Raw genomic sequence first — 21,053 nt, forward strand, 5'->3', positions numbered from 1 at the left:
TCGTTTCTCTCTTTTATCTCTTTTAAGCCGTTCGGTGGTCGTGCAAAGCGGCCACCAGCTCAGCGCAGGTCGCAAACCATAGGTCGGCTGGCCACTGCTGATAGTCGTCTTCTTCGCTGATATAGCCATAGCCCACCGCCACGGCCGTCATTCCTGCGGCTTTGGCTGCCTCCATGTCTCTTACATGATCGCCGATGTACCAACACGCTTCGGGCGAAACGCCGAGGCGTTTTGCCGCTTCCCAAAGCGGTTCAGGGGCTGGCTTCTTGACACTCAAATCGTCAGCACACAGTAGGGCGCCCGGGGTCAGCGCCAACGCTTCGATCAGCGGTTCCGTATAGCGCCGTGGTTTATTGGTGACGATGCCCCACAATCGCGCTTCCCCCTGCCACGCGAGCAGCCACTCATCCAGCGGTGCGAACAGTTGGCTATGGACGGCCACGGCCTGCTCGTAAGCATCCAGCAAAAACTGCCGGGCTTTATCGTGCGCGTCGCTACCCGATTCCAACCCTAATGCCAGTGTAACGAGGGCGCTGCCGCCATTCGAGACTTGCCCGCGTATCTTTTGAAAGGGCAGCGGGGCCAACCCGTGGTGCGCTCGTAGCGCGTTCGTGGCTGCCGCCAGGTCAGGTGCGGTGTCGACCAGCGTGCCATCTAGATCAAATAGAATCGCTTGGGGAGAGGGCATCCGCATCACTCGCTCTCTCTACGGCAGTACATCATGTAATTGACGGATACATCATGAGCCACTAGACGATAATGGCGTGTCACGGGGTTGTACGTTAAGCCGGTCTGCTCACGTACCTCAAGCGCCGATGAGCGCGCCCAGTGAGCCATTTCTGAAGGGCGAATGAATTTTGCGTAGTCGTGGGTGCCGCGAGGGAGAAGCTTGAGCACGTACTCTGCGCCCAATATGGCAAATGCATAGGATTTCGGCGTACGGTTCAGCGTAGAAAAAAATACATAGCCGCCAGGGCGCACCAAGGCGCTGCAGGCACGAATGACCGAGGCAGGGTCGGGTACGTGTTCCAGCATCTCCATGCAAGTCACCACATCGTAATGGCCCGGCTGCTCGGCTGCTAAGCCTTCGACGCTGATATGGCGGTAATCGATCTCGACACCGCTCTCGTCGGCGTGCAAGCGAGCAACCCCAAGCGGTGCTTCCCCCAGGTCGATGCCTGTTACATGGGCGCCGCGATGGGCCATCGATTCACTCAGAATGCCGCCACCGCAGCCAACGTCCAGGACCTTTTTCCCGGCCAGCCCCGCCCGTGCATCGATGAAGTCAAGGCGCAGCGGGTTGATGTCGTGCAGCGGCTTGAACTCACTGTTCGGATCCCACCAGCGGCTGGCAAGTGCTTCAAATTTCGCAACTTCTGCCGCATCGACGTTGTCTTGGTAGCGCTTAGAAGTGCTATCCTGAAGTGTCTCTGGCATGGTGTAGCCCCCATTAGCAGTGGGTGATGAGTGGTCCGTGCGCCCGACAGCAGTGTGCGTGGCAAGGTGGCATCCACTCTAACGTTGAGTATTATGGTTATTCTAACCACTCCTGACGCCAAACGCATGGAAAGGAACGCTTCATGACGCCTAACACTTTATTTTATCGGCGCTTATCGGATAGGGAGAGTCTCTGATGCGTGTGCTGCTGCATGGAAGTGAACTTAGCGCCGCGACGGCAGCGGCGGCGTTGGCATGGGTGGGGCATCGAGTGGACTGGCTGCTCCACGATAGCGTTCCATGGCCCACGCTGGTCAATGCGGACTGGCTGCGACGCGAACCCTCACTCATGACGCACATCGAGCAGGCCATGGCCACTGGCAACTTACGGGTGATCGATAGCCCCGAGGCGTGCGAAACACCCGATATCGTGTGGCTAGGGCTCTCCCCAAGCCAGCGGCAAGCGGCCAGTTCCCTGCTACAGCACCCTATGTTCGATGCTTACAGTGGTGCGGTATTGGTCAATAACTCGACATTCCCAGTCGGAGAGACGGAGCGTTTGCACTCTCTAATGGGGCATCAGCACAGCCGCGTGGCGCTGCCAGACACATTGGAAGAAGGGCGGGCGTGGCTATCGTTTACACGGCCTGTCCGCTGGTTGTTGGGCTGCGACGATGCCAAAGGCGAACAGATGGCCCGAGAGCTGCTCCGCGCCTTCAATCGGCGAAGCGAAGTATTTCAATGCATGCCTAGCCGAGCGGCCGAACTGACCAAGCTGGCGATCAATGGTATGTTGGCGACTCGCATTAGTTACATGAATGAGATTGCCGGGTTGGCCGATACGCTGGGCGTGGATGTCGAGCATGTCCGCCAAGGAATGGGGGCCGATACGCGAATCGGTTTTGAATATCTCTATCCCGGCTGTGGTTTTGGCGGTCCCAATTTTTCAAGGGATCTAATGCGGTTAGCCGACGTGCAGTCGGCTAGCGGGCGCTACTCTGCGCTGCTCGAGCAAGTCATGGACATCAATGAGCAGAAAAAAGAGACGCTATTCAGGAAACTCTGGGCATTTTTCGAGGGCGATTTAGCCGGTAAAACCGTGGCGGTATGGGGGGCTGCGTTCAAGCCGGGGACTGCTCGTATCGATCATGCGCCAGTCTTGACGCTGCTTGAAGCGTTATGGGCCCAGGGCGTGACGGTCAAGCTCCACGATCCTGCTGCCATTCCGGCGCTGCATGCGGCGGTTGGGCAGCGAAAGGACCTGCTGACCTTCGAAGAAGACCCTTACTTGGCATGCCAAGATGCGGATGCGTTGATGTTGGTAACCGAATGGAAAGCCTACTGGAACCCCGACTGGCACCGTCTGGCTACCCTGATCAACGCACGACTGGTCTTGGATGGCCGAAACATTTACGACCCTGCTTTCGTGGCGAGCTGTGGCTTGCATTACCGAGGGATTGGGCGACGCGCCGATCCAACGACGCTTTAAGGAAACATCATGTCTGACGCGACTTCATCCCAGCGCATCGTTCCCGACGTGGATCAGAGCCTAACGGCGCATCATCTACGCCATCGCCGTGGCCCAACGCTTTGGCCCATTTGGTTCGTTTTAGTGTTGATCCTCCTTCTCCTGGGGGCTGCGACGGCTGGCTTATGGTATGAAAGAGAGCGTTTGCTTGGCGAAGTGCATCGTGTCAGCGGCGAAGTCTCCAACCTACATGCCAGGCTGGACTCGGGTGACACTGACACGCAGGATGCGATAACCTTTGTACAAGCTCAGATGACAACGCTGTTTCAAGAGCAGGAACAGCTCTCCGTTGCACTCACCAATACCCGTGAAGAGCTCTATGGGCTGTTGACCGACAACGAGGAGCTCATCTCCGATGAAGCGCTGGAGCCACTCGCTCAACAGTTGGCGCAAGTGCAAGAGCAAGCCGAGCTGCGCGACCGCCAGCTAGCGTCGATCCGCACATCCTTGGATGCGTTGGAGCAGGCAGGTACGTCAGGGCGGCAAAATCTGGTCGAAGAGGTCACGCACCTGGAGAACGTTTTGGGGCAGCGTCTTTCCACCATGGAGCGCCAAGTATCCAGTGACCGAGAATCGCTGGAAGCACAGTTTCAAAATTGGCAGGCAGAGGTCGAGCAACAGCTCACACAGCTATCTGCCGACGTGGCGGCCGTTGCGACCGCCGAGGAGCCCGCCACTCAGGCGGAACTTTCTGCACTGGAAACGCAGTGGTCTCAACGTTTGAGCACACTGGAAAGCGACATCAGACAGGTTCGTCAAGCGCAGCTTGCCTTTAGCGCGCAGATGGAGATGCTGAGAAATTAAGCATCCATTTATGCGGTCAAGTGTCGTAGCCACTAAGCCGGTCATGGGGTTAGGGATATCACGGTATGGGAAGACAACGGCGATGGCCGACGGCCAAACAAGTGGCCTGTGTATTGGCATTACCACTTGTATCAGCAGCCAGTACCTACGCCTGGGCGCTCGAAGCGGCCATTAGCGGCGTCAGCGAGCAAGTTGCAGCGAATATCGATGCCTACTTGGAAAACATCGACGCGGATCAATATACCGAGTCGCGTTTAGAGGGCGAAGTTCGTCAGCGCACTCAAGAAGCCATGCGTGTGTATGGCTACTATGAGCCGGATGTGACGGTGGAGTTGAACACATCGCCGATCAACGTGCAGATTGAGCCGGGCCCTCAAGTGACGATCGAAGTCCTCGACATCGCTCTCAATGGAGATGCCAGTAACGATCCCCCGTTTCAAGACGCGTTAGACGACTTTCCGCTAAAAGAAGGCGACCCTTTACGTCACGCTCCTTGGGACAGCCTGCGCTCGCAATTTGCCGGTCTTGCTATTGAACGCGGCTATTTTGACTGGGGGTTTTCCGACCGCCGGATGGAAGTGCGCCCGTATCTTGAAAGCGCCCGCCTGTACATGACCTTCGATAGCGGACCGCGCTATCGATTCGGTGACACCCTCATCACCGGCAGCCATATCGAACCCGAGCGGCTGCGCGAAATGCAAACCTTCGAAGCGGGTGACCCCTATCTAGCCGAGTCGCTGGCTCGCTATAACCAGCGGCTGGCAGAAACCGGCTGGTTCAGTTCTGTCTCGGTGCGGCCACGCTTGGAGACGGCGCAAGAGCTGACCATTGCGCCTCCCCGTAGTGGCGATCCTTGGTGGAATGAAGCGACGGCCTCACAGCCGGAGCGTCCGCGGTTGAGCAGTGCGGCGTTGGCCAGTGCGCTCAGCATTCATAGCCGAGACGACACTCGGCTTCCCATCGATATCAACGTCGAGCCCGCCGATCGGCACCAGTTTGAAGTGGGCGTAGGTTTTGCCACCGATGTCGGCCCGCGCCTTCGCTTTGGGTGGCAGCAGCCGTGGATTAATCGCTTTGGTCACAGTCTAGATCATGACCTTTATCTCTCGGCCCCCGAGCAGCGCTTTACCGGCGTATATAACATTCCGCTCGAAGATCCGCTTCGGGATAACTACCGTCTGCAATACGGTGTCCGCAACATCGACGATAGCGACACACAGTCGCTAGAGGGCACGGTGGAAATCGCGCGGCGCTGGGAATTCGACAATCGCTGGGTGCAAACACTCTATTTCAGAACGACTTACGAAGACTTTACCCAGGGTGGGCAGTCTGACGAAGTGTGGTTGTTCTACCCCGGTATTCAGTGGTCGAGAACCCGCACGCGACCTCAGCGCTTCCCTTTATGGGGAGATCGGCAGCAGCTCTCGATCGAGTACTCCGACCGGGCGTGGGGATCCGATGCTCGGTTTACGCGACTCACGGGAGACACCGAGTGGATTCGTACGGTTGGTAACGATAATCGCTTCTCAGCGCGACTGAGCATTGGCGCGATCGAAACCGATGACTTCGATCAATTACCACCTTCGCTACGTTTTTTTGCGGGGGGCGATCGCAGCGTGCGAGGCTACTCCTACGAAAGCTTGTCCCCCCGCAATCAAGAAGGCCTTTTACGTGGCGGCCAGCAAATGCTGACATCCACGCTGGAGTATCAACGCCGCGTGACCGGCGATTGGTGGGGAGCGACGTTCATCGATACCGGTGATGCCTTCGATAACTGGGGCCCCAATGGGCTAAAAACCGGTGCCGGCGTGGGGGTGCGTTGGATATCCCCGGTGGGCCCCATTCGTTTCGATATTGCCCATCCCTTTGATATTGACGACGCTTTCCGCGTGCACTTCTCTATCGGTCCGGAATTCTAGGAGAGCGCTTTGGCTCAGGTTGATAAAAAAGCATCCAAACATCGTCAGCAGCTCTCCGCCAAACGCCGTCTCTGGTTAGCGCTATGGAGTCTGCTACGACTCGTCGTCGTGTTGCCGCTCTGGCTGTTCGGCGTGGTGGCTGTCGTATTAGGCGTGGCTTTGTCGCCATGGGGAACGGAACAGCTATTTTCTCAGGGTGAGCAGCGCGGTTTTTTTACCTATGAGCACCAGGAGGGCGCGCTGCTGGACCGCTTTCGCCTTCAAGGGTTTCAAATGGCCATCGCGGGCACGCGCGTCGATATTGGTGATGTAGCGCTTGCGTGGTCAGACGATTGCGTGCTCTCCGGTAAGCTTTGTCTGGCCGAGCTGCGCATAGAAGAGGCCGACATTCGTCTCTCCAGCGGGTCGGAAACAGAAGAACCGCCTCAAGAAGAGCAGGGCCCTTTTAGCCTCACACTGCCGTTTCCCATTGAATTGCGCGACATCGCACTGAATGACGTGCGGCTCACCCTGGGTGACGGTACTCGTATTGAATGGGCCGCATTTGCCACCTCGATAGCCGCTGAACAGCAGCAAGTCACCATTGCGCCCACGACGCTCGAATCACCGTCGATCTACTTGCCACCATCCCCAGGCGTACGGCTGACGCAAGAGACGAGTACGCCGTTGAGCGCTACTGCCATTGACGCTGCTATCCAAGCCGATCAACCCGTCGAGCCGGACGATGAAGCGTCCACACTTCCACTGAGCGACCGGGAGCGACTGTCGCTACCCGAGATCGAGATGCCCATCGACGTTGCCCTGGAATCATTACGGGTGACGGACGTAAACGTGAGCGGTGCCTTTGAGTACAGCGTGGAACGGCTGCTGCTGGAAGCGACGGCATCGGGCAGCGACGTCACGCTCAGCACGTTGGAGCTTGACACCCCAGAAGCAGACGCCAGTTTAACCGCCAACGTCAGCCTAAAAGGCGACTATCCCCTCAACGCGGCGCTTCGCGCAGAGCTATGGCTGCCTGAGATACTGCCTGCCCTGAGTGGAGAACGGATCGCTTTGGATCTCTCAGGCAGTCTGGCGGATTTGACGGCGAGCCTGAACACGTCAGGGCCGGTGGAGGTTTCACTCACCGCCCAGGCCGATGTGCTCGCGCCCACCTTGCCATTCGAGGCTCGGCTTGAGAGCGAGCGTCTGCTGTGGCCGTTGGAGCAGCGTGACGGCTCTGAGCGCCCAACGGCCTCCAACGACACCACGACTGCCGCTGAGAGCGATGCCTCAGACCGTTCAGCCGTCGAGCCCCAGGCACAAGACGTTAGTGAAGCCGAAGAAACATCCACGGCGCCCTACGTGCTCGACGATCTCGCGCTGACCATTAACGGCAGTTTGGAGGCGTATCAGGTCACCCTGGCCACTCGTGCCCAAGGCCCGCAGGTGCCAGCAACCGCCATTCGGTTAGAGGGCGACGGTGATTTGTCTTCTTTCCGCTGGTCCCCTCTTTCACTCACTATCGACGAGAGCGTTGTGAGCAGTGAGGGAGAAGTGAACTGGTCTGAGGCCATCGCCGTTGACGCGCAAGTACGCTTAGATGCGCTGGCCCCGTCCCTATTTGTACCTCAACTGGAGGGCAACCTCAGTGGAGATATCGTCGCGAGCGTGCGCCAGCGAGGCGAACGGTGGGACATTCGTTTGCCGGAACTCGACATCCAGGGTCAGCTGCAGGAGTATCCATTAACGCTTCAAGCCGCGCTCGATGCGAACAGCGATCTAGAAATCGATATTCAAGAGCTGCTCTTTACGCAAGGCAACAACCGCTTGACCGCAGCAGGCCAGGTGAGCCAAGAAGCGATGTCGTTGAATGCCAATATCGCTCTCACCCAACTGCAAAGCCTCCATCCTGATCTAGCCGGAGAGCTGACCGGTACCCTTGAGGCCCAAGGCAGCTTCTCGCAACCTGAGATCGTGACGAATCTCAATGGGCGCAGCTTGCGTTTTGCCGAGAATCGGCTGGCATCGCTTTCGCTATCGGGCAGCGTGGAAGGCCTGGAGGATCCTGACCTTCGCATCGATCTGGATGCCGAGGGAGTGAACGCGGGAGGGCAGTCGCTGGCCTCGGTGGCGTTGGATCTGACCGGACGGCTTTCCGACCATGCCTTGCAGCTCAGCGTCACTGGCGACGCCGGCAATGTGCTCAGCCGTGCGAACTTAGCCCTCAGCGGACGCTTGAATCAGCAGGCTCAGCGGTATCAGGCCCGATTGACGCCGCTGGAAGTCGACTCCGAGGCGGGAGATATTCGTTTAGAAGAGCCACTGGATATTACCTACAACCTTGCCAACGGACAGGCGAATCTGACCCCGTTCTGTCTACGCCGCCTGCAAGGCGGACTGGTCTGCTCGGAAGAGTCCATAACGGCCTCGGCCGATCAAGGTCGCGCCGTACTCAGCGTGCGCGAGGTTCCAATGGAGATGCTGGAGCCATTTCTACCCGAAGAGTGGAGCTTTGAAGGGGATACCACGGCTGATTTAGTCGCTAGCTGGCGTCAAGGCGGCGCTCAGTGGCAGGCCAATCTTCAATTGTTGAGTGAACTGGCTATTACGGCGGTGAATGATTACGGTCAACCGGTCGAGCTTCCCAGAATCAACTTGGATGCTCAAATCGACGCTAATCAAGCGCAAGCGGAGGCCGACGTGTCGCTGTCCCTGTCCGAAGCAGGTGAGCTGACGCTCGATCTAGCGGTCAATGATCCTCTTGGACAGGGCTCTTTGGAGGGCCAATTACGCGCCAATAACATCACTCTGGCGCCATATCGCCCCATGGTGGTGGGTATGGAGGAGCTAGAAGGGGGGTTGAACGGCACCGTCACCATTGGCGGCTCGACTAGTCAGCCTGACCTGCAGGGTGAGCTGGCATTGCGTCGCTTACGGGTGAGTGGTCCCGATATCCCGATAACGATCGTGGATGGTGAGCTGGCCGTCGCCTTCGATGGTGAAGAGGGTGACATCGAGGGGTTCGTCGCTGCCGAACGCGGACGGCTGAACATCAGCGGTAATGCCTACTGGCCCACCGGTGACGCTTGGCGCATTGGCGTGGATATCGACGCCACCCAAGAGCCTTTGCTGGTCGTTTTACCGCAGTTCGGTCGCTTGGAAGCCGCGCCGGACATTCGTATTCGTGTTACGCCCGAGCGCCTACAGGTGCGGGGTGACGTTGACCTTCCTTGGGCGCGATTGGAAGTGGGCGATCTGCCCGCGTCAGCAACGTCACCTAGCCCGGATGAGATCATCATCACCGAGCGCGATGACCGAGAGGCCGAGCGTCAAGCGCGCCTGGCCGCAGAGGCGGGCGATGACCCGAGTGCCGCTGACGAGCTGGCATCCACTGGCATGGCGCTCGATGTGTTGATCACCCTCAATCTTGGGCGAGATATGCAAATTTCTGCCTATGGGTTGGAATCTGGGTTAGGGGGCAGCCTTGAAATTCGACAGGACAGCGGGGCGCTGCAGCTCTTTGGCGACGTCAATCTCGTCAATGGGCGTTTTCAAGCCTTTGGGCAAGATTTGTTGATTCGTCGTGGGCAACTCATTTTCAGCGGCCCTCCCAGCTTGCCGGTCTTGGATTTTGAGGCCATTCGTAACCCAGAAGTGACCGAAGATGACGTGATTGCCGGTCTGCGTGTCACCGGCAACGCCGAGCAGCCCAATGTGATGATCTTCTCGGAGCCTGCGATGGACGAAACCCGTTCGCTGTCGTACTTGCTGCGAGGCCGTGCGCCAGATGCGTCAGGAGGCGGTGTCGACAGTGCGCTGACGACGGCGCTCATCGGTATGTCGCTGGGCCGGACCGGCGGTGCCGTGGGCTCCATCGGCGAAGCATTCGGGATCAATGATCTCACGTTGGATACCACCGGTGCCGGTGACGACAGTCAGGTTGCGGTGAGTGGTCAGCTCACCGACGATCTGCGAATCAGTTACGGTGTGGGTATTTTTTCGCCCATTGCAGAACTCACGCTACGCTACACGCTGTGGCGGAACCTGTATGTTCAGGCAGTGTCTGGTGCTAACCAGGCAGTGGATTTAATTTATCGATTCACTCGCTCAGGCGATCCTTACATTTACCCCCAGCAATAGAGAGGGTGTTATGACGCTATTTACGAAAACGACAGCACCAGAAGGGCGCGATACACCCATCGAGACCAGCGACCTTCACACCATCACCGGGCACTCCATTCACCCCCCATTTCCAGAGGGGTATGAAGAAATCGTGCTGGGTATGGGATGTTTTTGGGGAGTAGAGCGCCTTTTCTGGCAACAGCCCGGTGTGTATGTCACTGCGGCTGGCTATGCGGGTGGCACAACGCCCAACCCAACGTACAAAGAGACCTGCACCGGCCTGACGGGGCACACCGAAGTGGTGCGCGTTGTCTTCGACCCGAACCAGGTCACATTAGAGACGCTGCTGCAAATTTTCTGGGAGCAGCATGATCCCACGCAGGGAAATCGCCAGGGCAACGATATCGGCAGCCAGTACCGCTCGGCGATTTTCACCACGACGGACGCACAGCTTGCCGCCGCTCAGAAAAGTGCCGAGGCCTTTCAGCAGGCGCTCACCCAGGCGGGCAAAGGACGCATCACGACCGAAATCAAACCGCTGGACGTTTTCTACTATGCCGAGGCGTACCACCAGCAGTATCTCGATAAGAACCCGGGCGGATACTGCGGATTGAAAGGCACCGGCGTGACCTGCGCCATTGGCTGAAGGACGAACAGGATGCAACAACCATCTTCAAAGGGGCGTCGAGCCCCTCATTGGGCTCTCTCAGTGGCGCTGTTGGGGCTCTTCAGCACTGGCGTGAATGCAGAGCAACCAACGACACCGGCCATGCCGCAAAGTGCGGCCGACACACCGTTTGCGAGTGACCGTGAGGCCGTCATTTGGCGTCAGGACGAGCTGAAAGATCTAGAGAGGCTGCTACGCCAACTACGTTTCGACCTGGTCAACAACCAGGATGCGCGAGGCGCCGCACCGCGTTTGGCGGAGTTACAAGAGAAGGCGACCCAGGCCCACTTTCTTCCTGCCTTCATTGCAGGTACGCATGGACGTGGCTCCGATGCCAAGCCCGACATTTGGGAAGAGTGGGATGAGTTTGCAGCGGGGTTCACCGACTTGGAGGAGAAGGTGAGCATCCTGATCGAAGCGGCGGAGCAAGAGGATTATCGGGCAGCCACGCGCGCATTTTCTGACGTGGGGCTCAGCTGCCGCAGTTGTCATCGTGCCTACCGCTACGATTAATGGGCAGCGATAGGCGGTTAAAAGATCAATCGCTAGGCTGCACGCGGTCGATGCGATAAAGCGTTTCTACCTGATCAAGGCCGCGGATGGTACAGTTTAAATCTTTCACGCGGCCATCGCTTAACCCATAGACCCAGCCATGCACCGAGATCGATTGGCCACGCTGCCAAGCACGCTGCAGGATCTTCGTGCGGCAAAGACTATTGACCTGGGCTTTGACGTTCAGCTCACACATGCGGTCAATTTGATCTGCCAGTGGCAGGTGTTCCAATGTGTCGCGATGGCGGTTGTACTGCTCGCGTACTGAGTGGAGCCAATAGTCCACCACGCCACACTCACCACCGGTCACGGCTGCTTTGATGCCACCACAGCCGTAGTGTCCCACGATCATGATATGACTCACGTTGAGCACATCCACCGCGTACTGCACCACCGAAAGCGCGTTCATATCGGTATGGTGGAGCAGGTTGGCGACGTTACGGTGAACGAACACTTCGCCTGGGGGAAGAGCAATGATTTGGTTAGCCGGGACGCGACTGTCTGAGCAACCGATCCATAAATAGTCTGGAGATTGTTGATTCGCCAAGCGCTTGAAAAAGTCCGGATCCTCTTCACACATACGTTCTGCCCATGCGCGATTGTTATCTAGCAGCGTTGCAATTTGGTCAGACATCGAGTCTCCAGAGAGTACATTGAGGTGGGGCTTGCTCAAGGGCGCGCAATAGCGTTTTAAACACAAGGTAGGCGTTTTTAACCTCCCTTGCTTAGAAGGTCAATCTTAGCGCTTACCCAGCCGAGGTAAGTACGGCACTGGATAGGAGATAACCATGTCAGCAGAAGCTGCATATGACTTCGATTTATTCGTCATTGGCGCCGGTTCCGGTGGCGTGCGCGCTGCACGTATGGCCGCCGCCGCCGGTGCTCGGGTAGCGATCGCAGAAGATCGCTACCTGGGCGGCACCTGCGTCAACGTGGGCTGTGTGCCCAAAAAACTCTATTCGTATGCGGCACATTTTCATGACAGCTTCGATGATGCGGCTGGTTTTGGCTGGCAATTGGCGTCGCCAGCACTTTTTGATTGGCCGACGTTGAGGGATAACAAAACCAGCGAGATCAAACGGCTCAACGGTATCTACCAGCGCATGCTAGAAGGCGCAGGCGTCACGCTTTTCAATGCACGCGCCCGCGTGACTGATCCACACACCGTCGCCTTGGCCAATGCCGAAGGCGAGGTGAGCGTGAGTGCCGATAAAATCCTGCTGGCCTCGGGCGGTTGGCCCTGGGTGCCTGAATTCCCCGGTTGCGACCTTGCCTTGACCTCGAACCAAGTGTTTGACTTGGAAACGTTCCCCAAACGCTTCCTAGTGTTGGGCGGTGGCTATATAGCGGTCGAGTTTGCCAGCATCTTCAACGGTTTAGGCAGTGAGACCCATCTCATCTACCGTGGGGATCTATTTTTGAAAGGCTTCGATCAGGAGGTGCGTGAGTTCACTCGAGATGAGATGGCTAAAAAAGGTGTCCATTTACATTTCTCTGCCAACATCGCCCGCATCGAACAGGTGGGCGACGCGCTCCAGGTAGAGCTCACCACAGGCGAGACACTCGACGTCGATGCCGTCTTGGCGGCCACCGGCCGTCGAGCCAACGTCAGCGGGCTTGGCGTAGACTCCTTAGGCATCACGTTGAACAGCGACGGCAAAGTGCCGATTAATGACCGTTATGAAACCGCTGTGCCGTCGATTTTAGCCTTGGGAGATCTGATCGAAGGGCCTGAGTTAACCCCGGTGGCTCTGGCAGAAGCCATGCAGCTGGTGGACATTCACTTCCACCAAAAAACGCCAAGACCGCTAGATTACGACACCATTCCTACGGCTGTTTTTTGCCACCCTAACATTGGCACGGTCGGGCTGTCGGAAGAGGCTGCGAGAGAGAAATTCGATCGCATACGGGTCTACCGGACCGACTTCAGGGCCATGAAACATACGCTTTCTGGGAGCCAAGAGCGCATGTTGATGAAACTCATCGTCGATGATGCCAGCGATGTGGTGGTGGGCGCTCATATGGTGGGCGAAGAGGCTGGTGAACTGATTCAGGGCATCGCTATCGCGGTGCGCGCGGGGCTGACGAAAGAAGATTTCGATCGCACCGTGGGCATTCACCCAACCGGAGCGGAAGAGTTCGTGACCATGAGAACCCCATCACGCTACTAAGAAATTCTATCAATATTCAAGGCGAGCTTCGGCTCGCCTTTTTTGTCTCGCGCAGCGGGCAGCCTGATCTAAACTCAGTGAGTGACGTCATGAAACGCCAGCCCAGCGGGGGCCTCGGCTCGTTGATGATCCGATTTTATAACTAGAATTTATGGAAAACAGGGAGATGAATAATATGGCTTTTGAATTGCTCATAATCAGCTGTTATAATGAAACTCAAATTCGCTACAGCGAAGCATAACCATGAGTACGCCGATCAAGCCGTTTACACCCTCTGCCGAGCTGGCACGTCCTACCGTCGCCGATGCCGTAGTAGGCCACGCCGAAACGCCACTGTTCATTCGTAAGCCCAATGCCGACGATGGCTGGGGCATCTACGAGCTGATCAAAGCGTGCCCGCCGCTAGACGTAAATTCCGCTTACGCCTATTTATTATTGGCGACCCAGTTCCGCGATACCTGCGCCGTCGCCACTAATGAAGAAGGAGAGGTCGTTGGATTCGTCTCGGGTTATGTCAAAGACAACGCACCGGATACCTATTTTTTATGGCAGGTCGCCGTAGGTGAAAAAGCCCGGGGAACGGGCCTTGCGCGCCGCTTGGTAGAGGCGATCATGTCGCGTCCCGAACTGAACGACGTCCACCACCTCGAAACCACCATCACACCCGATAACCAGGCTTCCTGGGGATTGTTCCGCCGCTTGGCTGCACGCTGGCAGGCACCCCTCAATAGCCGGGAATACTTCTCTACCGAGCAGTTAGGGGGAGAGCACGACCCGGAAAACCTCGTCCGCATCGGGCCGTTTCAGACGAACCATCTCTAACGGGGCGTCTTGAGCGAGCGTTTTCCCGCTCGTGTTGACCTAGCTGCTTTTCTTGCTTGGCTCATAACACTGATAAGGAGGTCGCAAATGCAGACCCAGACACTCGAACGCATGGAATCCAATGTTCGTACCTATTCACGTTCGTTCCCTGTTGTCTTTACGAAGGCACAGAACGCACGTTTGACCGATGAGAATGGTCGTGAGTACATCGATTTTCTCGCCGGTGCCGGCACGCTGAACTACGGCCACAACAATCCGCACTTGAAGGACGCCATGATTGACTACCTGTCTAGCGACGGTGTCGTTCACGGCCTGGATATGTGGACCAGTGCCAAACGTGACTATTTAGAAACACTGGAAAATGTCATCCTCAAGCCCCGTGGGCTCGATTACAAAGTGCATCTGCCGGGTCCGACGGGAACGAACGCCGTCGAGGCAGCCATCCGTTTGGCGCGTGTTGCTAAAGGTCGCCATAATATTGTGACCTTCACCAACGGCTTCCACGGAGTGACCATGGGCGCACTGGCTACCACGGGCAACCGCAAGTTCCGTGAAGCCACCGGGGGGATTCCCACGCAAGGTGCCAGCTTCCTGCCGTTCGACGGTTACATGGGTGAGCACGCAGACACGCTGGACTACTTTGAAAAACTGCTGAATGACAAGTCAGGCGGTTTGGACATTCCCGCAGGCGTGATCGTCGAAACCGTGCAAGGCGAGGGCGGTATCAACGTCGCAGGACTGGAGTGGCTCAAGCGCTTAGAAAGCATTTGCCGCGCCCATGACATCCTGTTGATCGTCGATGATATCCAGGCAGGCTGTGGCCGTACGGGGAAATTCTTTAGCTTTGAGCATGCGGGCATCACACCGGACATCGTCACAAACTCGAAATCGCTGTCAGGCTTTGGGCTGCCATTTGCTCATGTATTGATGCGCCCGGAGTTGGATAAGTGGAAGCCCGGTCAGTACAACGGCACGTTCCGCGGCTTTAACTTAGCCATGGTCACAGCGACGGCAGCCCTGAAAAAGTATTGGTCGAACGACACCTTTGCTCGCGACGTGCAGCGCAAGGCGCGAATCGTCGAAGAGCGTTTTCAGAAGTTGGCTGCACTGCTCACCGAACATGGCATGCCAGCAACGGAGCGCGGTCGTGGTTTGATGCGCGGTATCGACGTCGTATCTGGTGATATTGCCGATAAAATCACCAGCACGGCCTTCGAGCATGGCCTTATAATCGAAACCAGCGGTCAGGACGGGGAAGTGGTGAAATGTTTGTGCCCTCTGACCATTCCGGATGCGGATCTGCTGGAAGCGCTGGATATTCTGGAAGCGTCAGTTAAGTCTGTTATAAACGAGTAGTTTAGCGTTAGTCTAAGTGGCCTAGCGCCATTACGTCCCTCACAGGAACAGGCAGCCAGTGTGTGGCTGCCATGCAACGGAGCACGTTATATGATCGTTCGTAATATTGAAGAAGCTCGTCAAACTGACCGTCTCGTTACCGCTGAAAATGGCAATTGGGACAGCACTCGCTTGGTGTTGGCCAACGATGGTGGCAACTTCTCGTTCCACATTACGCGCATCTTTGAAGGCACCGAGACGCATATCCACTACAAGCACCACTATGAGTCCGTTTACTGCATTGAAGGGGAAGGTGAGGTTGAAACCCTGGCAGATGGCAAAATTTGGCCCATCAAACCAGGCGATATCTATATCTTAGACCAGCACGATGAGCATCTGCTGCGCGCCCATAAAACGATGCACCTTGCGTGTGTCTTCACGCCGCCGATCACTGGCAACGAAGTTCACCGTGAAGATGGTTCTTACGCACCGGCCGATGAATAAGCGCTTGCGCTAACTGAGTGCGGATAAAAGCAGCCTAGCATCGTCGCTAGGCTGCTTTTTTGATAGCGAGACGGGCTGCCTAGCGGCCAACTTGTTCGAATACCAGCGTTATTTCACCCAGCGTCAGGCCAAATTTCCGCATGGCGGTGCGGTTAATGAGCCGACCGTCCGGCTGAAGGTACATCCAGTCGTCCATGGTAAAGCTTAACGTGCGTCCGCCCACATCGATGTCGAGGGGATAGCGCATGTGAAACGCGTGGCCATATTGCCGAGCATCGACTTGGCCGTCGACGTCATTGGCTGTGCCAACCCAGTGGTGTTCGTCGACACGCTCGAACTCCCAAACGCGCTGGTCGGTTTCACCATCGGCAAGCACGAACGACTCATCCAGCGTCAACGTATCGCCCTCGAATGTGCCTGTAATATCTACCGTAAAACGTCGCTGTACTTCACCCGAGTAGTCCTGCACCATTCCCCAGGCGCGAGTTTGGCCAGTGAAATACTCTGCAATATCCAAGCGGGGCGTGGTATTGGCATACTCCTCGACCTTGACGCTGGCACAGCCAGCGAGCAAGAAAAAGCTCGAAACGAGCGATAGGGCCAAGAGACGCTTGCGAAGGGTATTCATTGAGTCATTCCTTTATCATTCAGATAAGCCGTATAGCTATTGTAGGAGAAGTGTGACTGTTTCAGTAGCCATGGCTCAAAAATAACCAGCCCTTTAGTTCGCATAATATATATTATGTTAAATCAGGTAAACGGGTCCGATGAAAAACCGCTACCATGTTGGACAAGCGGTCTCCCTTCTCCTTATCATTCGTGCTCTTATTGTCCAAGGATATCCCTCGTTATGCGCTCAGGTGTTTTATGGCTAATGGCCGGTTTGTCGATGTCGTTTGCAGGCTGCGCGGTGACACAGCCAGAGTCAAATGAGCCGCCGCCGCTAAGCGAGGCTTCATTCAATACCCGTATCCTTGAACTAGAGTCCTCCCTTGCCCAACGATGCGAGGCCTCTACTAGCATGAACGAGCAGCAGCTCAACCAGCAGCAAGTGCTGACAGCAGATGTTCGTGAAGTCGGCAGTCTGCTGCGCCAACTGCGTCAAGACATGGCTAGCCTGGAAGCGCGTGGCGAAGAGCCGGTCATCATTCGTGAAGAGTGCCGTGTCGAGGAGCCGGAAGATAACAAGACGTTGCTGGGCCGTAGCGAATGGGTGGGATTACCCAGCATTGGCACCTATTTAAAGGCGCGGGTGGACTCTGGCGCCAACACCTCGTCTCTCTCTGCTGCCGAGATCACTCGTTTCGAGCGTGATGGTGAGGACTGGGTGCGCTTCAAATTGGCGCTCAATGACGACGATATCGTCGTCGAGCAAGTGCGCGACGAGTGGATCGAAGCCCCTATCGAGCGCCGTGTCAAAATCGTCCAGGCCTCTGGCGAAGAGTCACGTCCGGTCATTTCATTACTGATGACGCTGGGCCCCATTCGTGAAAACGTCGAATTCACCCTAAACGATCGCACGCACTTGGATTATCCCGTGCTGCTAGGACGTCGCTTCATGATGGACATTGCCACCATCGATGTGGCTGAGACGTACCTGCATGACCGCCCTGAATTCCCGGGTGGCGCGCCCTCTGAAGACGCGGCTGACGATGAAGCGGCCGATCAAGACGATACCGAAGAGTAATATCACTCCCCTGCCGCTTTACGCTGAAAGGAATCACCATGTCACGGTTGCCATTTTATTTTATCGTTGGGTTGCTGCTGCTGGTCGGCATCGTTGCCAGCGTGCATCGCCATTTGCAGTTTGAGATCCCCTGGTTTCCAGGCGAGCAGCGCCAAGTATGGGAAATCGAAGCCGTCATTAACTTCAACGCCCAAAATGGCCCGGTGCAAGTCGATTTAGCCTTGCCCTCTCACCAGGCAGGGTTCCGTGTGTTAACCGAAAATACGGCGTCCTCTGGCTACGGGCTGGCTTATCAAGCCGATGAGCTTGGCCGCCAAGCCCAGTGGACCATTCGTGACGCTGCGGGCAGCCAGCAGCTTTACTACTCGGTCCAAATGCTGGTATCACCTGATTCTCGTTCGCCAGTGCAAACACCGCCGGGTATTCCGTCGGTGACTCCTTGGGAAAGCCCCTATGATACGGCGGCAACCCAGTTGATCGACCGCGCCTGGGATCGCAGCGCTAATAACGCTACCTTCGCTCGAGAGCTGATCCTCGATATCAACGGCGAGCGGCAAGGTGAAAACGCACGCTTGTTACTGACGCAAATGCAGCCTTCCGCATTGATCGTTCGCCTATTGAACCAGGCAGGCGTGCAAGCTAGAGAAGTCAGCGGCCTGCTGCTCGAGGACGGTCGCCGTCGTCAAACGTTGAGCAGCTGGATCCAAGTATTCGACCAAGACGCTGAAGAATGGACGCTGTTCAACCCCGCCACGGGCGAGCAGGGTCAGCCCGATAACCTGCTGCTATGGGAAACCGGCGGCCGCGCGGTACTCGAAGTGCAAGGCGGCACCAACTCTCGCGTCTCGTTCTCGATGCTAACCCATTACCAGCCGGCGTCAGCGGCGGTCCGTAACCACTACTCGGACGACACGCTGCTGAACTTCTCGATTCACAGCCTGCCACTAGAAGAGCAAGCACTGTTCCAAACGATTCTCTTGATTCCGATTGGCGCGCTGGTCGTGGTGTTCCTACGTGTGCTAGTGGGTGTGAAGACATCAGGGACGTTCATGCCGGTATTGATTGCACTGGCCTTCATCCAAACCACCCTGTTGACCGGTTTGATTGGCTTCCTGCTGATCGTTGCTGTCGGCTTGATCATTCGTAACTACCTCTCTTATTTGAATTTGCTGTTGGTGGCGAGGGTGTCGGCGGTCATCATTACGGTCATCGCCATCATCTCCATCTTTACCGTGCTGGCCTACCGTATGGGCTTGAGCGCCGGATTGACGGTCACGTTCTTCCCAATGATCATCTTGGCGTGGACCATCGAACGGATGTCGATCCTGTGGGAAGAGGAAGGCCCGAAACAGGTACTCATCCAAGGGGGCGGCAGCCTGTTGACCGCCGTACTGGCGTTTCTGGCGATGAATAACCCGTGGGTACGCCATATCACGTTCAACTTCTTGGGTGTGCAGCTCATTTTGATGGCGTTCATCCTGCTCCTGGGGAACTACACGGGCTACCGCTTGCTGGAGCTGCGTCGTTTCAAACCCATCACCGAAGATGAGAAGCCGTCATGAGTTGGCTGAAAAATTGGACGTGGCCTACCCGTCTTCGGGATAAAGGCATCGTGGGTATGAACCGGCGCAACATTCGCTACATCGGGCGGTATAACGCGCGTCGGCTCTATCCGCTCGTGGACGACAAACTAAAGACGAAGCTACTGGCTCAGCAGTACGGCATCACCACCCCTGAACTGATTGGCACGGTCACGACACAGTTTGGCGTTCAACATATCAGCGACATGCTGGAAGGCCATGCGGGATTCGTGATCAAACCCGCCAAAGGCAGCGGGGGTAAAGGGATTTTGGTCATTGAAAAGGTAGAGAATGGCCTTTTCTACAAGCCCAGCGGTGCTAGCCTGACGATCAGCGATATAGAACGCCACGTTTCCAACCTCCTCTCGGGGCTCTACTCCCTCGGTGGCTCCCCCGACGTGGCCGTGATCGAAACGCTGATCAATTTTGATGAGAGCCTGCTTGAGTACACCTACGAAGGCGTGCCCGATATTCGCGTCATCGTCTTCAAAGGGTATCCGGTCATGGCGATGATGCGCCTCTCTACGGCGGCCTCCGATGGCAAGGCGAACCTTCACCAAGGAGCCGTTGGAGTGGGGTTGAACATTGCCACCGGTGCAGCGCTGCGTGGCGTGCAGTTTGACCGCCCCTGCTACAGTCACCCCGACACGGGGCACGACTTGGCTAGTCTGGTCGTGCCCCAGTGGGAAACGCTGCTGCACCTGGCGGCGGGTTGCTACGAGATGACCGGACTTGGCTACCTGGGTACCGACATGGTGTTGGACCGTAAACACGGGCCAATGCTACTGGAGCTCAACGCCCGCCCCGGTTTGGCGATTCAGATGACCAACGGCGAAGGCTTACGGCGTCGGTTGGACTTGATTGAGCGTCAGCCTGATAACGTACCAGTAGCGAAGCGTGTTGCTTTTGCTCAACACCACTTTGCGCGCAAGAGTGAGCTGGTCGAGACCCCTGACACACCTTCGGCAACGGCGTAGACTACACCCGTGACGTTCAACGAGTTATCTAATGACTGAAGCCAATACGCTATTGCAGCAAGCAGAATCTCAGTGCCACACGCGCGGCGTTCGGTTTACTCCGATACGCCGCCGGGTACTCGAGCTTATCGCAGAAAATGGCGGAGGGCTCAAAGCATACGACTTGCTGGATCAGCTCTCTACAGAGCACGCCGCTGCTCGTCCGCCCACCGTTTACCGTGCGCTAGAGTTTCTCATCGAGCAGGGGCTGGTGCACCGTATCGAGTCGCAGAATGCCTACGTGGCCTGCGCGTGCCCGGAGCACACCCATGGCTTCCAACTGCTCATCTGTCGCCAGTGTGGCTACGTCGAAGAATTGCACTTGGATGAAATTAGCGATCAGCTGGCCGCGCTTGCGAAACGTCAAGGTTTCAATGTCGAGCGCCAAACCATCGAGCTTCAGGGCTTGTGCCAAGCGTGCCGACCCACGAGTAATGCCTAATGTCTCACTTTGACCAACTGGCGCCTCAGCAGCTTTTCAAAGCGCTGGAGTCTGCTTCCCCCCAAGACACCCTGCCCTCAATGGGCGTGCTCTTGAATGCCGTACGTTTCAATGACGACGGCCTGATTCCCGCCATCGCCCAACAGCACGATACCGGTGAGGTATTGATGATGGCGTGGATGAATCGAGAAGCCCTGGAAGAGACGCTATCCACCCAGCGGGTGTGCTACTTCTCCCGCTCTCGTCAAACGCTCTGGCGTAAAGGGGAAACGTCCGGTCAGCAGCAGCACCTGGTGAGCGCCGCGCTGGATTGTGATGGCGATACTCTGCTCGTGCAGGTCGATCAAACAGGGCCTGCCTGCCACACCGGCCGCCGCAGCTGTTTCTATGTCGCACTAGGGGTAGATAGCGCAGAAATCACCAGTGAGCCGATGATCGACCCGGCAACGCTATATGGTCCAAAAACGTCGTGAAAAACGGGTGGC

The 21,053-nt window shown here is 56.8% G+C and carries 19 protein-coding genes; 15 read left to right on the forward strand and 4 right to left on the reverse strand.

From position 1 onward, the window contains the following. Positions 1–22 precede the first annotated feature (22 nt). Positions 23–694, reverse strand: a complete 672-nt coding sequence (locus NH398_RS02870) for an HAD-IA family hydrolase (RefSeq protein WP_159342208.1) — start codon at positions 692–694, stop codon at positions 23–25. Next, positions 694–1,437, reverse strand: coding sequence for a bifunctional 2-polyprenyl-6-hydroxyphenol methylase/3-demethylubiquinol 3-O-methyltransferase UbiG (gene ubiG, locus NH398_RS02875; protein ID WP_159342207.1), 744 nt, complete (start codon positions 1,435–1,437; stop codon positions 694–696). The genes NH398_RS02870 and ubiG overlap by 1 nt, the downstream gene beginning before the upstream one ends. A gap of 196 nt (positions 1,438–1,633) precedes the next feature. On the opposite strand from ubiG, the gene NH398_RS02880 reads away from it, so the two are divergent. From NH398_RS02880 to NH398_RS02905, 6 genes are all read left to right on the forward strand, one after another. Next, the gene (locus NH398_RS02880) at positions 1,634–2,926 is read left to right on the forward strand and encodes a nucleotide sugar dehydrogenase (protein WP_159342206.1); all 1,293 of its coding nucleotides are present in this window, start codon (positions 1,634–1,636) and stop codon (positions 2,924–2,926) included. Between the two features lie 9 nt (positions 2,927–2,935). Further along, entirely contained in the window at positions 2,936–3,769 is an 834-nt protein-coding gene (locus NH398_RS02885) for a hypothetical protein (protein ID WP_253016362.1), read from the forward strand. Positions 3,770–3,834: 65 nt separating this feature from the next. Further along, the gene (locus tag NH398_RS02890; RefSeq protein WP_253016363.1) at positions 3,835–5,688 is read left to right on the forward strand and encodes an autotransporter assembly complex family protein; all 1,854 of its coding nucleotides are present in this window, start codon (positions 3,835–3,837) and stop codon (positions 5,686–5,688) included. 9 nt (positions 5,689–5,697) lie between these two features. Next, complete coding sequence (locus NH398_RS02895; protein ID WP_253016365.1) at positions 5,698–9,810, forward strand: translocation/assembly module TamB domain-containing protein; 4,113 nt, start codon at positions 5,698–5,700, stop codon at positions 9,808–9,810. Between the two features lie 10 nt (positions 9,811–9,820). Continuing rightward, positions 9,821–10,438 carry a peptide-methionine (S)-S-oxide reductase MsrA gene (msrA, locus tag NH398_RS02900; protein WP_159342202.1) on the forward strand — a complete coding sequence of 206 codons (618 nt, stop codon included), beginning with the start codon at positions 9,821–9,823 and terminating at the stop codon, positions 10,436–10,438. Between the two features lie 12 nt (positions 10,439–10,450). After that, complete coding sequence (locus NH398_RS02905) at positions 10,451–10,972, forward strand: cytochrome c (RefSeq protein WP_253016367.1); 522 nt, start codon at positions 10,451–10,453, stop codon at positions 10,970–10,972. A gap of 25 nt (positions 10,973–10,997) precedes the next feature. Here the strand turns inward: NH398_RS02905 and can are convergent, their stop codons facing one another. Then, the gene (gene can, locus NH398_RS02910) at positions 10,998–11,645 is read right to left on the reverse strand and encodes a carbonate dehydratase (protein WP_159342200.1); all 648 of its coding nucleotides are present in this window, start codon (positions 11,643–11,645) and stop codon (positions 10,998–11,000) included. A 154-nt stretch (positions 11,646–11,799) separates the two neighbouring features. Between can and gorA the strand changes: the two genes are divergently transcribed. The 4 genes from gorA to NH398_RS02930 all read left to right on the forward strand — a co-directional run bounded on the left by gorA (position 11,800) and on the right by NH398_RS02930 (position 15,843). After that, positions 11,800–13,182, forward strand: coding sequence for a glutathione-disulfide reductase (gene gorA / locus NH398_RS02915; protein WP_253016369.1), 1,383 nt, complete (start codon positions 11,800–11,802; stop codon positions 13,180–13,182). Positions 13,183–13,425: 243 nt separating this feature from the next. After that, positions 13,426–14,004 (forward strand): diaminobutyrate acetyltransferase, encoded by a 579-nt coding sequence (gene ectA / locus NH398_RS02920; protein ID WP_253016371.1) that lies wholly within the window; start codon positions 13,426–13,428, stop codon positions 14,002–14,004. A gap of 87 nt (positions 14,005–14,091) precedes the next feature. Continuing rightward, positions 14,092–15,360 carry a diaminobutyrate--2-oxoglutarate transaminase gene (gene ectB, locus NH398_RS02925; RefSeq protein WP_159342197.1) on the forward strand — a complete coding sequence of 423 codons (1,269 nt, stop codon included), beginning with the start codon at positions 14,092–14,094 and terminating at the stop codon, positions 15,358–15,360. 90 nt (positions 15,361–15,450) lie between these two features. Next, the gene (locus NH398_RS02930) at positions 15,451–15,843 is read left to right on the forward strand and encodes an ectoine synthase (RefSeq protein WP_139527592.1); all 393 of its coding nucleotides are present in this window, start codon (positions 15,451–15,453) and stop codon (positions 15,841–15,843) included. A 79-nt stretch (positions 15,844–15,922) separates the two neighbouring features. On the opposite strand, the gene NH398_RS02935 is transcribed toward NH398_RS02930, so the two are convergent. Beyond that, entirely contained in the window at positions 15,923–16,471 is a 549-nt protein-coding gene (locus tag NH398_RS02935; protein WP_253016373.1) for a DUF3833 domain-containing protein, read from the reverse strand. A gap of 222 nt (positions 16,472–16,693) precedes the next feature. Between NH398_RS02935 and NH398_RS02940 the strand changes: the two genes are divergently transcribed. Genes NH398_RS02940 through hisI form a run of 5 tightly spaced genes read left to right on the forward strand, consistent with a single transcriptional unit; the run spans position 16,694 to position 21,041 of the window. Beyond that, entirely contained in the window at positions 16,694–17,530 is an 837-nt protein-coding gene (locus NH398_RS02940; RefSeq protein WP_159342195.1) for an ATP-dependent zinc protease, read from the forward strand. Between the two features lie 38 nt (positions 17,531–17,568). After that, complete coding sequence (locus NH398_RS02945; protein WP_159342194.1) at positions 17,569–19,092, forward strand: inactive transglutaminase family protein; 1,524 nt, start codon at positions 17,569–17,571, stop codon at positions 19,090–19,092. Beyond that, the gene (locus NH398_RS02950) at positions 19,089–20,087 is read left to right on the forward strand and encodes an alpha-L-glutamate ligase-like protein (RefSeq protein ID WP_253016375.1); all 999 of its coding nucleotides are present in this window, start codon (positions 19,089–19,091) and stop codon (positions 20,085–20,087) included. Before NH398_RS02945 ends, NH398_RS02950 begins: the two co-directional genes overlap by 4 nt. Before the next feature lie 31 nt (positions 20,088–20,118). Continuing rightward, positions 20,119–20,568: a transcriptional repressor gene (locus NH398_RS02955; RefSeq protein WP_159342192.1), complete on the forward strand. Its 450-nt coding sequence runs from the start codon at positions 20,119–20,121 to the stop codon at positions 20,566–20,568. Beyond that, entirely contained in the window at positions 20,568–21,041 is a 474-nt protein-coding gene (hisI, locus tag NH398_RS02960) for a phosphoribosyl-AMP cyclohydrolase (RefSeq protein ID WP_253016377.1), read from the forward strand. Before NH398_RS02955 ends, hisI begins: the two co-directional genes overlap by 1 nt. Positions 21,042–21,053 lie beyond the last annotated feature (12 nt).

The organism is Halomonas sp. CnH100-B (genome assembly GCF_024124605.1).
Lineage (GTDB): Bacteria > Pseudomonadota > Gammaproteobacteria > Pseudomonadales > Halomonadaceae > Vreelandella.

Bases quoted from the DNA above. Each gene is read 5' to 3' on its own strand.
- NH398_RS02870 (WP_159342208.1), bottom strand. From the start codon at position 694: ATGCGGATGCCCTCTCCCCAAGCGATTCTATTTGATCTAGATGGCACG.
- ubiG (WP_159342207.1), bottom strand. From the start codon at position 1,437: ATGCCAGAGACACTTCAGGATAGCACTTCTAAGCGCTACCAAGACAAC.
- NH398_RS02880 (WP_159342206.1), top strand. From the start codon at position 1,634: ATGCGTGTGCTGCTGCATGGAAGTGAACTTAGCGCCGCGACGGCAGCG.
- NH398_RS02885 (WP_253016362.1), top strand. From the start codon at position 2,936: ATGTCTGACGCGACTTCATCCCAGCGCATCGTTCCCGACGTGGATCAG.
- NH398_RS02890 (WP_253016363.1), top strand. From the start codon at position 3,835: ATGGGAAGACAACGGCGATGGCCGACGGCCAAACAAGTGGCCTGTGTA.
- msrA (WP_159342202.1), top strand. From the start codon at position 9,821: ATGACGCTATTTACGAAAACGACAGCACCAGAAGGGCGCGATACACCC.
- NH398_RS02905 (WP_253016367.1), top strand. From the start codon at position 10,451: ATGCAACAACCATCTTCAAAGGGGCGTCGAGCCCCTCATTGGGCTCTC.
- can (WP_159342200.1), bottom strand. From the start codon at position 11,645: ATGTCTGACCAAATTGCAACGCTGCTAGATAACAATCGCGCATGGGCA.
- gorA (WP_253016369.1), top strand. From the start codon at position 11,800: ATGTCAGCAGAAGCTGCATATGACTTCGATTTATTCGTCATTGGCGCC.
- ectA (WP_253016371.1), top strand. From the start codon at position 13,426: ATGAGTACGCCGATCAAGCCGTTTACACCCTCTGCCGAGCTGGCACGT.
- ectB (WP_159342197.1), top strand. From the start codon at position 14,092: ATGCAGACCCAGACACTCGAACGCATGGAATCCAATGTTCGTACCTAT.
- NH398_RS02930 (WP_139527592.1), top strand. From the start codon at position 15,451: ATGATCGTTCGTAATATTGAAGAAGCTCGTCAAACTGACCGTCTCGTT.
- NH398_RS02935 (WP_253016373.1), bottom strand. From the start codon at position 16,471: ATGAATACCCTTCGCAAGCGTCTCTTGGCCCTATCGCTCGTTTCGAGC.
- NH398_RS02940 (WP_159342195.1), top strand. From the start codon at position 16,694: ATGCGCTCAGGTGTTTTATGGCTAATGGCCGGTTTGTCGATGTCGTTT.
- NH398_RS02945 (WP_159342194.1), top strand. From the start codon at position 17,569: ATGTCACGGTTGCCATTTTATTTTATCGTTGGGTTGCTGCTGCTGGTC.
- NH398_RS02950 (WP_253016375.1), top strand. From the start codon at position 19,089: ATGAGTTGGCTGAAAAATTGGACGTGGCCTACCCGTCTTCGGGATAAA.
- NH398_RS02955 (WP_159342192.1), top strand. From the start codon at position 20,119: ATGACTGAAGCCAATACGCTATTGCAGCAAGCAGAATCTCAGTGCCAC.
- hisI (WP_253016377.1), top strand. From the start codon at position 20,568: ATGTCTCACTTTGACCAACTGGCGCCTCAGCAGCTTTTCAAAGCGCTG.